The sequence below is a fragment of the Amycolatopsis sp. 195334CR genome (assembly GCF_017309385.1).
Taxonomy (GTDB): domain Bacteria; phylum Actinomycetota; class Actinomycetes; order Mycobacteriales; family Pseudonocardiaceae; genus Amycolatopsis.
In genome coordinates this window covers 1,273,993-1,286,669 of sequence record NZ_JAFJMJ010000002.1, presented here as the reverse complement: position 1 = coordinate 1,286,669, position 12,677 = coordinate 1,273,993, and the positions used below count along the sequence as shown (strand labels likewise).

The 12,677-nt window shown below is 72.7% G+C and carries 10 protein-coding genes; 5 read left to right on the top strand and 5 right to left on the bottom strand.

Annotated elements, in window-relative coordinates; all coding sequences use genetic code 11:
* Positions 1 to 29 precede the first annotated feature (29 nt).
* Positions 30 to 644 (top strand): TetR/AcrR family transcriptional regulator, encoded by a 615-nt coding sequence (locus JYK18_RS29015; RefSeq protein ID WP_206806615.1) that lies wholly within the window; start codon positions 30 to 32, stop codon positions 642 to 644.
* Positions 645 to 661: 17 nt separating this feature from the next.
* Here the strand turns inward: JYK18_RS29015 and JYK18_RS29010 are convergent, their stop codons facing one another.
* From JYK18_RS29010 to JYK18_RS28995, 4 genes are all read right to left on the bottom strand, one after another.
* Positions 662 to 2,305 (bottom strand): choice-of-anchor A family protein, encoded by a 1,644-nt coding sequence (locus JYK18_RS29010; protein ID WP_206806614.1) that lies wholly within the window; start codon positions 2,303 to 2,305, stop codon positions 662 to 664.
* An 85-nt stretch (positions 2,306 to 2,390) separates the two neighbouring features.
* On the bottom strand, positions 2,391 to 3,746 hold the full coding sequence (locus JYK18_RS29005) for an MFS transporter (protein WP_206806613.1): 1,356 nt from the start codon (positions 3,744 to 3,746) through the stop codon (positions 2,391 to 2,393).
* A gap of 67 nt (positions 3,747 to 3,813) precedes the next feature.
* On the bottom strand, positions 3,814 to 4,245 hold the full coding sequence (locus tag JYK18_RS29000) for an Rrf2 family transcriptional regulator (protein WP_206806612.1): 432 nt from the start codon (positions 4,243 to 4,245) through the stop codon (positions 3,814 to 3,816).
* Between the two features lie 50 nt (positions 4,246 to 4,295).
* The gene (locus JYK18_RS28995) at positions 4,296 to 5,576 is read right to left on the bottom strand and encodes a serine/threonine-protein kinase (RefSeq protein ID WP_206806611.1); all 1,281 of its coding nucleotides are present in this window, start codon (positions 5,574 to 5,576) and stop codon (positions 4,296 to 4,298) included.
* Between the two features lie 21 nt (positions 5,577 to 5,597).
* Between JYK18_RS28995 and JYK18_RS28990 the strand changes: the two genes are divergently transcribed.
* Positions 5,598 to 7,283 carry a DUF885 domain-containing protein gene (locus JYK18_RS28990; protein WP_206806610.1) on the top strand — a complete coding sequence of 562 codons (1,686 nt, stop codon included), beginning with the start codon at positions 5,598 to 5,600 and terminating at the stop codon, positions 7,281 to 7,283.
* 158 nt (positions 7,284 to 7,441) lie between these two features.
* On the opposite strand, the gene JYK18_RS28985 is transcribed toward JYK18_RS28990, so the two are convergent.
* The gene (locus tag JYK18_RS28985) at positions 7,442 to 7,978 is read right to left on the bottom strand and encodes a TetR/AcrR family transcriptional regulator (RefSeq protein ID WP_206806609.1); all 537 of its coding nucleotides are present in this window, start codon (positions 7,976 to 7,978) and stop codon (positions 7,442 to 7,444) included.
* A gap of 81 nt (positions 7,979 to 8,059) precedes the next feature.
* Here JYK18_RS28985 and JYK18_RS28980 point away from each other — a divergent pair, with 81 nt between their 5' ends.
* From JYK18_RS28980 to JYK18_RS28970, 3 genes are all read left to right on the top strand, one after another.
* Positions 8,060 to 9,493, top strand: coding sequence for an aldehyde dehydrogenase (locus JYK18_RS28980; RefSeq protein WP_206806608.1), 1,434 nt, complete (start codon positions 8,060 to 8,062; stop codon positions 9,491 to 9,493).
* Positions 9,494 to 9,578: 85 nt separating this feature from the next.
* Entirely contained in the window at positions 9,579 to 11,420 is a 1,842-nt protein-coding gene (locus JYK18_RS28975; RefSeq protein ID WP_206806607.1) for a DUF6541 family protein, read from the top strand.
* A 46-nt stretch (positions 11,421 to 11,466) separates the two neighbouring features.
* Positions 11,467 to 12,675, top strand: a complete 1,209-nt coding sequence (locus tag JYK18_RS28970; RefSeq protein WP_206806606.1) for a CaiB/BaiF CoA-transferase family protein — start codon at positions 11,467 to 11,469, stop codon at positions 12,673 to 12,675.
* Positions 12,676 to 12,677 lie beyond the last annotated feature (2 nt).

Here is a 12,677-nt window from a genome sequence, read left to right as displayed (position 1 = left end):
ATTAGCAAGGGTGTGCTACAAAGGCAACCGTGCCGAAGATCGTCGATGCCGAAACCCGGCGGACCGCCGTCGCCGAAGCGGTGTTCCGGGTGGTCGCCGCGCGCGGACTGCCCCAGGCCTCCCTGCGCAACGTCGCCGCCCAGGCCGGGCTCGCCACCGGCTCGGTCCGGCACTACTTCACCGGCAGCGAGGAGATGATCGAGTTCGCGCTGGAGGTCTTCATCGAGCGGATCTCCGCCCGTGTGCTGGCCAAGGTCGATCTGGCCAAGAGCGCGCCCTCCCCCGAAGCGCGCCTGGCCGCGGTCGAGGACCTGCTCGCCGAACTACTGCCCGCGGACGAGGAGCGGCACACCGAGGCCGTCGTCTGGCTCGCCTTCGCCGACGCCGCGCGGACGAGCCCGCGCCTGCGCCCGCAGCTGCGCAAGCTCTACGACGGCACGCGGTGGCTGATGCGCCGCGTGCTCGAAGGCTCCGCCCGGCACGGCGGCCTGCGCGACGGCCTCGACCTGGACCTGGAGGTCGAACGGCTCGGCGCGCTCATCGACGGCCTGCTCACCGACGGAGTGGTCCAGCCGGACCGGATGACGCCGGAGCTGATGCACGCCGTGCTGCGCGCGCACCTCCGGAGCCTCGCGGATCACTGAGGATCGTTCACGCCGCATCACCCGTTCCGCTTGCGGCGGATCGCGATGGTCACCAGCACGATGCCCGCCAGGAGCAGGCCCGCGCCGAGGAGTAGTGGGGCACGGACGTCGATGCCGGTGGACGCCAGGGGGCCGTTGGAATGGACCGCGGCGGGGGTTTTGCTCGAGGTGACCGGCTTGGTGGTCACGGTGCCGGTCGGGTGGGTGGTGGGGCCGGTCGGTTTGGTCGTGGTCGGCCCGATGCTGGTGGGGGTGGTCGGGTCCGTCGTCGTGGGGCCCGTGGTGGTGGTCGGCTCGGTGGTCGTGGGGTCGGTGGTGGTGGGCTCGGTGGTCGTGGTCGTCGGGTCCGTGGTGGTGGTCGTGGGCTCGGTGGTTGTGGTGGTCGGGTCCGTGGTGGTCGTGGTGGGTTCGGTCGTCGTGGTCGGCTCGGTGGTCGTCGTGGTCGGGTCGGTGGTGGTGGTCGTCGGGTCGGTGGTGGTCGTCGTCGGGTCGGTGGTGGTCGTCGGGTCGGTGGTCGTCGTGGTGGGGTCAGTGGTCGTGGTGGGGTCGGTCGTGGTCGGGTCGGTTGTGGTGGTCGTGGGGTCGGTCGTGGTGGTGGGGGGCTCGGTGGGGTCGCAGTCGGGGAGGTCGCCGGTGAAGGGGTAGGCATGGAACTCCTGACCACCCCCGCCCGTCGCCTCGGAAGTGTGCAGGAGCGAGCCGGTGGTGAAGAAGCGGCCGTTCACCCCGGACGCCGTGACCGTGGTCAGGCTCTCCGGATTCCCGACCAGCACGCTCCCCTGGAACTGCGCGCCCCCGGCGATCTTCACCTGCGTGGCGTCCGGGAAGTTCCACAGCAGCCGCTCCCGCAGCTGGTTCAGCGGATCCCGGTCATCGAGGTCACCGGTGTAGGTGTTGATCGTCCTGGCCCCGCCGAGCAGGTTGACCAGCACGGTCGCCCCGGCCGGGATGCCTTCGAACTCGATCCCCTGCATCCCGCCACCGGCCGCGGTCAGGTCGAAGTCCACAGTGAACACCTGCAGCGCCGACTGCCCGTCCCCGGTGAACAGCGTGCGGTACCCCTGGTTCCGCGCGGTGCCGGTGGCGGGCCGAGGGTCGGGTTCCGCGTGGGCGTAGCACTGGCTCGCCGCCGCCAGGTCCGCCCGCAGGCCGAGGTACGGCTTGGCCGCGTCCGGGTCCTGCTCCAGCCGCCCGGTCACCGTGCCGGTCAGCGCGCCCGCGTGCCGGACCACCCCGCCGTCGGCGAGCAACCGCTGGCCCGCGGCCACGCTCACGCCACCACCGGTGGTCAGGAAGTCCGCGCCGTCCGGCGGCGGCACCCTGGACCCCACCCCGGCGATGCCGACGTTGTACACAGAGGACGCTCCGGCCGCCTTCGCCTGGTCGAAGTCCCCGAGCACGACCACCCGGCCCTCGGCCTCCGCCGCCGAGCCGCGCACCTGGAACCCGCCGCCGACGTAGACGTTGATCCCGTTGTCGCGCCCGGCGAACCCGCCGTTGTTGACCGGCGGGTACTTCCCGGGACAGGCGTCCCCCACACAGGGCCCGAGCCCGCCGGGCAACGGTGCCGCGATCGCACCGGGGGCGACCACCACGGCCGCCACCACACAAACCGCGGCGGCCGCACCGGCGGAAATCGAGGCAAAACGCCGAACACGCATGATCACGATCATCGGCCCGGCGAGCCGCCGGCACGCAATCGAATGAGGGAAATACCCCCGACCGGGCGAGATCCGCGCAATTTCCCTACCCCGATCCGGGGAGACCGGCCCGCATTCGCCAGGCGAAGGCAAAAGCGAGCGCCACGACCGCCGCCATCACCGCGAACGCCACCGAGTACGCGGCACGGCCACCACCATTCGCCGTCACCAGCGCGCCGAACAACGCCGGACCGGTGCCCGCGCCGAGGAATTGCGCGCCCTGCAGAATTCCCAGGCCGATCCCGGTCTGCTCGGCGGGCAAAGCACTCGCCGCGGCGCTGATGATCGGGGTCAGCACAAAAATGAACCCCGCGCCGAGCCCGAGCACGCCCACGCCGGCGAGCACCACCGAATTCGCGAAAACCGCCAGGAACACCGCGAACAACCCCATCACCGCCAGCCCGGACAACACCAGCGGCCGGGTGCCGATCCGGTCGGCGAGGCGGCCGATCACCGGCGACAGCGCGGCCACCGCGAGCCCGGCCGGAACCATCACCAGCGCGCCCTCCCCCGGCGTCAGCCCCTCGACCTCGACCACGAGCAGCGGCACGAAGACCAGCCCGCCCAGATTCACCACCATCGCCAGGAACGCGACCACCACCGCGACCCGGTAAACGCGGTTGCCGAACAACGCCGGTGGCACGAACGGCCGCGGCACGCGAACCGTGCGCCACCCGAAGAGCACCAGCGCCGGCACCGCCACCGCGAGGCACCCCAGCACCGCGCCGAACCCGGCCACCTGCGCCTGCGTGATGCCCAGCAGGACGGCACCGGCGCCCAGTCCCAGCAGGACACCCCCGAGCAGGTCGAACGGTTCCGCGCCCGGCGGCACGTCGTCCGGCAGGACCCGCCAGGCCGCGGGCAGCAGGACCACCGCCGCCCCGGCCATCAGCCAGAACAACGCGGGCCAGCCGAGCAGTTGCCCGATCCCGCCGCCGAGCGCCGGTCCGGCCGCGGTGCCGATCCCGGCCGCCGCGGAGACCACGCCGATGCCCGTCCCCCGCCGGTCGGCGGGCATCAGCCTGGTCACCGCGACGATCGAGAGCACCGGGATCGCGGCCGCGCCCGTTCCCATCACCACCCGCCCCAGCACCAGGACCAGCAGATCCGGGGCGAGCGCGCTGAGCGCACTCCCCACCGCGTAGGTCAGCAGCGCGAAGGCGAACAGGCGCCGCAGGCCGATCCGGTCGGAAATCCGGCCGTAGAACGGGATCCCGACCGCGAACACCAGCAGGAACCCGGTGACCACCCAGGCCAACTCGGCCTCCGAGGCGCCGAACTCCGCGCCGATCGACGGCAGCACGAGGTTGACCATGTCGCTGGCGATGACCGTGACGAGCATCGACGGCAGCAGCACCGCCAGCAGGCTTCGCGTACCGGCCGCGGCCGGAATGGCTGTCATGACGAGGATTCCTCCCAGGTTGAAACTGCAACCACGACGGTGACAGTTTGGGTAAATAAAAAAGGCGTTACCGCGCGCGCTCGATCGCGACCACCTGCTGGACCAGGTCCGCGATGGTGGTCCGGCCGAGCCGCTCCTCCATCGCGCGCTCCGCGTTCTGGAACTCCGTGTCCACCAGTGCCTGCATGTGCCGTCCGACCTCGCAGGCGTCGCTCGGCGGATGCGCGTGCCGCGACAGCACCGGACCGCCCTCGACGGCGGCATAGGCGTCGTAGAGCGTGATCTGCCGCGGCGGGCGCGCCAGGGTCCAGCCGCCGCCACGCCCTTCCGTGGCCACCACCAGCCCGGCGTCACGCAGGCCGCCGAGGATGCGGCGCACCAGCACCGCGTTCCCCGCCAGGCTCTCCGCGATCTCCGCCGAGGTCATCGAGCGGTCTTCCCAGCGCGCGAGGAACGTCAGCGCGTGGATCGCGACCGCGCTCCGGCTGCTGAGTCCCACCCGCACTCCCTTCGAACTGTAACCAACCTAGTTTCAGTTCGAGGGCGCTGTCAATCCTCGGTGCAGCGGACCTCGGGCGCGTCGCGGGTCTCGGTCGAGGCGGCCACGGTCATGCCCACCTCCACCGACCCGCCCGCGGGGATCGTGACGTTGTAGTCGGCGTTGGTCACCGCCACCGCCGAGCCGGTCTGGGTGAACTGGCCGCCCCACAGGTTCGCGACCCGGTGCCCGTCGGGCATCGTCCAGCTCAGCTGCCAGCCGGTGATGGTGCGGGTCCCCTCGTTCCGGACGGTCACCGCCGACTGGTAGCCGTCCGGCCAGGAACCGCCGACGGTGAACCGCGCGGTGCAGGCCGGCGGTTCCGCCGCCGAGGAGGAAGTCGCCGGTGGGGCCGCCGATCCGGTGGAGTCCGGGCTGGTGAGCAGCGAGCCGGCCAGCACCCCGGCCGCCACCAGTACCGCGCCGCCCGCCCCCACCAGGATCGTCCGGCGGGAGGGCCCGCGCCGGGTGGGCAGCAGGAGCGTCGGTGACGGCGGCGCCATCTCCCGGCCCTCGGCGGCCGCGGCCAGCGCCTCCTGGGCGGCGGCCATCGACGGCCGTGCCGCCGGGTCCTCGTGCAGCAGCCAGCGCAACGCACCGGCCAGCTCCCCGGACCGCCGGGGCGGGGTGATCGTGCCACCGGCGACCTTGTGCAGCATCGCGATCGCGTTGTCCTCGACGCCGAACGGCGGAGTTCCTTCGAGCACGGCGTAAAGCGTGGCGCCGAGCGAGAACACGTCGGACCGCTTGTCGGCTTCGCGGCCGCGGGCCACCTCCGGCGCCAGGTACGCGGGCGTGCCGGCCAGCACGCCGGTCGCGGTCACCGCGGCCTCGCCCTCGGCGCGGGAGATGCCGAAGTCGGTGATCTTCGCCGTGCCGTCCACCGCGATCAGGACGTTGTCCGGCTTGATGTCGCGGTGCACGATGCCGGCCGCGTGCGCCGCGGCGAGCGCGGAGGCCAGCTGCGCGCCGATCGCGGCCACCTCGCGCGGACGCAGTCCTGCGGTGGCGGCCAGGCTCGTCGACGGCAGGTACTCCATGACCAGGCACGGCCTGCCGTCGTGCTCGGCGACGTCGAACACCGCGACCGCGTGGGGATGACGCAGGCGCCCGGCGTTGCGGCCCTCGCGCAGCGCCCGCGCGACCGCGTCCTCGCCGTCCACCAGCAGCTGCTTCACCGCCACCCGGCGGTCCAGCCGGTCGTCGTGCGCCAGCCAGACGGCGCCCATCGCGCCGCGCCCGATCAGCGAGACGAGCCGGTAGCGCTCCGCGATCACCTCACCTGGTTCCACCGCACCAAGATACGGTGCGGCATGGCCTCCTCCCGCGCGATCCGCGACCTCGCCGACTCCTACTCGAACGACCTGGCCGAGCTGAACCCGGTCATCGGCACGATGACCGGCCTGCGCCCCGGTGACGACCGGATGCCCGACTTCTCCCCCGACGGCCAGCGCGCCCGTGACGACCTGGACCGGCGCACCCTGACGGCGCTGGACGCGCTGGACGGGACCGGCGAGCCCGGCGGGGACGACGAGCGGCGCTGCGCGCGGCTGCTGCGCGAGCGGCTCGGCTCGAACCTGGCGGTCAGCGAATCGGGCGAGCACCTGCGCGACGTCTCCAACATCATGGGCCCGGTGCACATCAGCCGGATGGTGTTCACCATGATGCCGACGGCCACCGACGAGGACTGGGCGGTGATCGCGCGGCGGATGGCGAACGTGCCGGCGGCACTGGCCGGGTACACCGAGTCCCTGCGCGCGGGCGCGGACCGCGGGACGACCGCCGCGCCCCGCCAGGCGCGGACCGTGGCCGGGCAGCTGGCCGACTGGTCGGCGGTCGAAGGCGGGCGGGGCTGGTTCGCCGGGCTGGCCGCGAAGGCCGAGGTCCCCGATTCACTGCGGGCCGACCTCGACCGCGCCGCCGACCAGGCCGGGGACGCCGTCCGTGAGCTGGGCCGCTGGCTGGGCGAGGAGTACCTGCCGCGCACCGAGGGCACCCCGGACGGTGTCGGCGAGGAGCGGTACCGGGTGACCGCGCGGCAGTGGACCGGGTCGAACCTCGACCCGGTGCAGGCCTACGAATGGGGCTGGGCCGAGTTCCACCGGCTGCGCGCGGAGATCGTCGAAGAGGCCTCGCGGGTGCTGCCCGGCGCGTCGGTCGGCGAAGCGATGGCGCACCTGAACGAGCACGGCGAGCGGATCGAGGGCGTGCCCGCGATCCTGGCCCGGCTGCAGGGCCTGATGGACGAGGCGATCCGCGACCTGGACGGCACGCACTTCGACCTGGCCGAGCCGATCCGCCGGGTGGAGGCGCACGAGGCGCCGCCGGGCAGCGCCGCCGCGCCGTACTACGTGCGCCCCGACCGGTCGTTCACCCGGCCCGGCCGCACCTACCTGCCGACGCTCGGGCGGACCAGCTTCCCGCTGTGGAGCCTGGTCAGCACCTGGTACCACGAGGGTGTGCCGGGGCACCACCTGCAGCTGGCGCAGTGGGCGCACCTGGCCGACCGGCTGTCGGTGTTCCAGGCGGGCATCGGCGGGGTCAGCGCGTGCACCGAGGGCTGGGCGCTGTACGCGGAACGGCTGATGGACGAACTCGGGCACCTGCGTGAGCCCGGCGCGCGGCTGGGGTACCTGGAGGCGCAGCTGATGCGGGCCATCCGGGTGATCATCGACATCGGCATGCACCTGTCGCTGCCGATCCCCGGTGACTCGCCGGTGGGCGCCGGGCAGACCTGGACGCCGGAACTGGGCCGCGCGCTGTTCGCCGCGTACAGCAGCGAGCCGGACTCGTACATCGACAGCGAGATCACCCGATACCTGGGCAGGCCGGGGCAGGCGATCAGCTACAAACTCGGCGAGCGCGCCTGGCTCGACGGCCGGGAAGCCGCACGCACCGCCAAGGGCGCCGACTTCGACGCGAAGGCGTGGCACATGGCCGCCCTTTCGGCGGGCGCGCTCGGTCTCGACGACCTGACCGCGGAACTGGGCGCGCTTTAGGCGGTGTCCGGCGAGTCTGCTCGATGGGCTTCGTGATCCAGGTGGTTCCTGGCGGTGCCGGGCATTCGGCCTCGTACTGGCCGTACTCGGCCGAAGGCCCGGTGCCGCCAGGGGCCGCCTGGGCGCGAAGACCGCGAGCGTGACTTGCCGGACACCGCCTAACCCCCGAAACCGCTCACGAAGGTACGCACCAGCACGTCGGCGGCCTGGGACGCGCTTCCCGGCAGGTCGCGGGCGCCGACGCGCAGGAGCGTGCCGAGTACCGTGCCCGCCCAGCCGTCCGGGCCGTCCTGCCGGAGGAAGCCCTGCTCGACGGCCCGGCGCAGGAACGCGTCCACCTCGGCGATCGCCCGGTCGCGTCGCTTGTGGACGGACGGGTCCGCGAGCATGAGCCCGAGGTCGACCGGCCAGGTGCGGTTGACCTCGATGATGCCCTCGACGTAGCGGTGGATCGCCACCGGGAACGGGGCTTCGCGCAGCCGCGCCGCCTCGATCGCCGCTTCGATGGCGTCGAGCCGCGCCTCGTACACCGCGGCCAGCAGTTCGTCGCGGGAGGCGAAGCGGCGGTACACCGTGCGCCGGTCGACCCCGGCTTCGGCCGCGATGGCGGCGATGCTCGCCGACGGGTCTTCGGCGAGCATGCGGGCGCCGGTGGTCAGCACCAGCTCCAGGTTCCGTTTGGCGTCAGCCCTCATACCGGCAACCTACACCACGACGTGACAGGTACAACATTTACTGCCACACAGGTGTGACACTTAAGTGGTACCGTCGAGACCGTGATTACTGACGACAAGCTTTTCCTCGGGGGCTCGTGGACCAAGCCGAGCGACCCGCACCTGCTGGACATCACCTCCCCGCACGACGGATCGCTGCTCGGCCGCGCCGCGCAGGCGCTCCCGGCGGACATCGATCGCGCGGTCGCCGCCGCCAGGAAGGCCTTCGACGAAGGTCCCTGGCCGCGACTGGCCCCGGCCGACCGGATCGCGGCCGTCCGGCGGCTCACCGAACTGCGCAAGGCACACGCGGCGGAAATCGCAGACCTGACCAGCACGGAGAACGGTTCCGCGCGCTGGTTCACCCACGCCGGGCAGACCGGCCTGACCCGCCAGGCCGACGCGTACCTCAAGGCCGCCGAGGAGCTGGCCTGGGAGGAGGCCCTGCCCGGCGGCCCCCAGCGGTCGATCGTCCGCCGCGAGCCGATCGGCGTGGTCGCCGCGGTGATCCCGTGGAACTCCCCGTTCTCGGCCGCGCTGGCGAAGGTCCTCCCCGCCCTGCTCGCGGGCAACACCGTGGTGCTCAAGGTGTCGCCGGAGAACTCGCTGACGATGAACCTGCTCGCGCGCCTGCTCGAGGAGACCGGCCTGCCCGAGGGCGTGATCAGCGTGCTGCCCGCCGACCGGGAAACCAGTGAGTACCTGGTCCGGCACCCCGGCGTGGACAAGATCGCGTTCACCGGATCGACCGCGGCCGGTCGCCGGATCGCCTCGCTGGCCGGCGCGCAGCTCAAGCGGGTCAGCCTGGAGCTGGGCGGGAAATCCGCCGCCGTCCTGCTGCCCGACGCCGATCTCGACGCCGCCGTGCCGGGGCTGAAGTTCGGTTCCCTGCTCAACAACGGCGAAGCCTGCATCGCGCAGACCCGCATCCTCGCCCCGCGCGACCGGTACGAAGAAGTCGTTGCCGCGCTGAAGGAAATGATGGAGTCGCTGCGGGTCGGCGATCCGGCCGACGAGCACACGTTCATCGGCCCCATGGTGCGGCGGGGCCAGCAGCAGCGGGTGCTCGACTACATCCGGCTCGGCGTCGAGGAAGGTGCCCGCCTGGTCACCGGCGGCCCGGAAGTCCCGGCAGGGCTGGAAAACGGCCACTACGTCACGCCGACGCTGTTCGCCGACGTCGACAATTCGATGCGCATCGCACGGGAGGAGATCTTCGGGCCGGTGCTCGTGGTCATCCCCTACGACACCGAAGACGACGCGGTCCGCATCGCCAACGAGTCGGAGTACGGGCTTTCCGGCGGTGTCTGGTCCGCCGACGAAGCCCGCGCGCTCGCGTTCGCGCGCCGGATACGGACCGGTACGGTCACCGTCAACGGCGCCTCGATCGGCTTCGACGGCCCGTTCGGCGGGTTCAAGTCCAGCGGCATCGGCCGCGAGTACGGCGCGGTCGGCCTGACCCAGTACGTCGAGTACAAAACCGTGACGCTGCAGTAGGTCGAATCACCCGCGCCGCCGCTCGAATGGGTGCTGCGCCAAGGCAATCCGGTTCCTAGCGTGGACGGCCAGGGGGTGCGCCGTGGTGACCGTGCTGGTGGTGCCCGGCGTGCTCTGGCTGCCGGGACTGGCGCTGGCCACGGCCGTGCGGCGCGGCGGCTGGGCGGTGCTCGGGGCCGCCCCGGCGCTCACCTGCGGCCTGGCCGGGCTCGCCGGGCCGCTGTTCAGCCTGCTCGGCGTGCCGTGGCGGTGGTGGACCTTCCTGCTCTTCCTGGCCGCCGTGGTGGCGGTGGCCGCGCTCGCCCGGCCCTGGCTGCGCGACACGGGAAACGCGGAGCCGGAAACGTGGCAGCGCAAGGGCTTTCTCACCATCGGCCCGGCGGTGGTGGTCGCCGCGGCGATCGGCGCGGTGGTCGTGGCGCTGGGCATGCGCGGCCTGGACGCGGTGTCCCAGGTGTGGGACATGAGCTTCCACGGCAACGCGATCCAGCACCTCACCGACTCCGGTGACCCGGCACCGGCCGGCCTGGCCGCGATCGCCGAGGACCACCCGGATTTCTTCTACCCCAACGGGTTCCACCTGATCGGTTCGCTCGTGCAAGGCCTCACCGGGCAGCCGCCACCGGCCGTGCTCAACGGGCTGGTCATCGCGGTGGCCACGCTGGTGGTGCCACTGGGCACCGCCGCGCTCGCCGCCGGGCTGGGCCTGCGCACCGGCGCGGTGGCATCGGCCGTGGTGGTCAGCACGACCTTCGCCAACCTGCCGTACCTGCTGTGGAGCTACGGCGGGCTCTACCCCTACGCACTCGCGCTCTGCCTGGTCGGGCCCGCACTGGCACTGGCGGTGCGCTGGCTCAGGACCGGCGACACCGGCGTCCTGCCGATGGCCGTGCTCGCCGCGAACGGGCTGCTGGTGGTGCACCCGAGCGCGGCCGTGGTGCTCGCGGTGTTCGGCGTGCTGGTGCTGCTCCTGCGGGACCGGCGCGATTTCCCGCTCGACTGGGCCAGGTTGGGCGTGCTGCTCGGGCTCTGCGTGCTGGTGCTGCTGCCGTTGCTCGGCGGCCTGCTGCGGGTGACGCCGCGGGTCGCCGCGTTCCAGCCGTTCTGGGCGGCGAGCAGCGACGCCGGGACCGCGTTGTTCCGGGTGCTCACGCTCGGCGGTGTGGTCCCCCAGCCCGGCGAGGCGGCGCCACCGGCGCAGTGGGTGCTGGCCGTGCTGGTGTTCGGCGGTCTGCTGGTGTTCGTGCGCGTCCCGGCCTGGCGGTGGGCCACAGCGGCGGCACTGGTGTTCGCCGGGCTGTACGTGCTGTCGGTGTCCACCGATCACGCGGTGACCCGGTACCTGGTCGCGCCGTGGTGGAACGACAGCTTCCGGCTGATCGCGGTGCTGCCGGTGGTCGGCGCGGTCGCCGCCGGGTACCTGCTGGACGAGGTGCGCCGCCGCCTCGGCGACTGGCGCGTGGCGGTCCTGCTGCTGGCCGGCTACCTGGGCGCGACGGGCGGGTACGCGCTCGCGAACGGCGAGCGCGTGCGCGAGGTGTACCGGCCGGGCCCGGTCACCCCGGACGTGGCGGCGGGCCTGCGGCGGCTCACCGAGATCGTGCCGCCGGGCACCGCCGTGATGAACGACAACGGCGACGGCTCCACCTGGTCCTACGGCCTGGTCGGCCGCCGGACCGTGGTGCCCTACTTCGGCAACTACCCGCCCGGCTCGGACCGCTGGGTGCTGCTGGAGAAGTTCGACGAGGTGGCCACCGATCCCCGGGTGCGGGAACTCGTGCGCCGGTACGACATCGGGTACGCCGTGGTCGCCACGCCCCTGCTCCACGGCAAGGAACGCACGCCGGGCCTGCGCGAGCTCGACCGGCCCCCGTTCCGGCTGGTCTACCAGAATCCCGGGTTCCGGATCTACCAGCTGACCGGTTAGGCGCCTACCGTGGACGGCCGCCACCACTCGCGGAAGGGGACCGACCGTGGCCGACGCTCCACTGACCGGGATCCGGGTGCTCGAACTGGGCAGCTTCATCGCCGCCCCGTTCGCCACCCGGCTGTTCGCCGACTTCGGTGCCGAGGTGATCAAGATCGAACGGCCGGGCACCGGCGACGAACTGCGGGGCTGGCGGCGCGGTCGCGGCGAGACCTCGATGCTGTTCCGGACCATCGCGCGCAACAAGAAGTCGGTCACCCTCGACCTGGGCACCGACGAGGGGCGCGCGATCGCGCTGGACCTGGTGCGCCACAGCGACGTGGTGGTGGAGAACTTCCGGCCGGGCGCGCTGGAACGGCTCGGGCTCGGGCCGGACCGGCTCACCGAGGCGAACTCCGACGTGGTCGTGGTGCGGATCTCCGGGTACGGCCAGACCGGCCCGTACCGGGATCGCGCGGGGTTCGGCGGGGTCGCCGAGGCGTTCGCCGGACTGCGTCACGTGACCGGGTACCCCGACCGGCCGCCGGTGCGCTCCGCCGCGCCGATCGCCGACACCGCCGCCGGACTGCACGGCGCGGTCGGCGCGTTGATCCTGTTGCTGGCGAAGGCACGCGGCCACCGGCCCCCCGGGCCGAACCTGGTCGACGTCGCGCTGTACGAATCGGTGTTCATGATGATGGAGTCGCTCATCCCCGATCTCGACGCCTACGGCACGGCACGCGAGCGCACCGCCGGGAACCTGCCCGGCGTGGTGCCGAGCGGGGTGTACCCGGCCGCCGACGGATCGGTGGTCATCGCGGGCAACTCCAGCGGTGCCTTCGCTCGCCTGATGGCGGCGGTCGGCCGGGACGACCTCGCGGGCGACCCCACGCTCGCCGACGGATCAGCGCGCTACGCCAGGGAAACCGAACTCGACGAGGCGATCACGGCGTGGACCTCCCGCCACACCGCCGCCGAGGCCGTCCGGATCCTCAGCGAAGCCGGGGTGCCCGCGGGTCCGGTGCACGACGCGCACGCCATCGCGGCCGACGAGCACTACCGGGCGCGCGGCATGGTGAGGCCGTTCCAGGTCACCGTGGACGGTGAACCGGAGGACATCCGCTTCCCCGGGGTGGTGCCGCACCTGCCGGAGAGCCCCGGTGAGGTGCGGTGGGTGGGTCCGGAGCTGGGCGAGCACACCGACCAGGTGCTGGGTGGGCTGCTCGGCATCCCGGCCGACGAACTGGCCGGCTACCGCGCCAGGAACGTGGTGTAGCG

Bases quoted from the DNA above. Each gene is read 5' to 3' on its own strand.
- JYK18_RS29010 (WP_206806614.1), bottom strand. From the start codon at position 2,305: ATGCGTGTTCGGCGTTTTGCCTCGATTTCCGCCGGTGCGGCCGCCGCG.
- JYK18_RS29005 (WP_206806613.1), bottom strand. From the start codon at position 3,746: ATGACAGCCATTCCGGCCGCGGCCGGTACGCGAAGCCTGCTGGCGGTG.
- JYK18_RS28990 (WP_206806610.1), top strand. From the start codon at position 5,598: ATGGCCTCCTCCCGCGCGATCCGCGACCTCGCCGACTCCTACTCGAAC.
- JYK18_RS28985 (WP_206806609.1), bottom strand. From the start codon at position 7,978: ATGAGGGCTGACGCCAAACGGAACCTGGAGCTGGTGCTGACCACCGGC.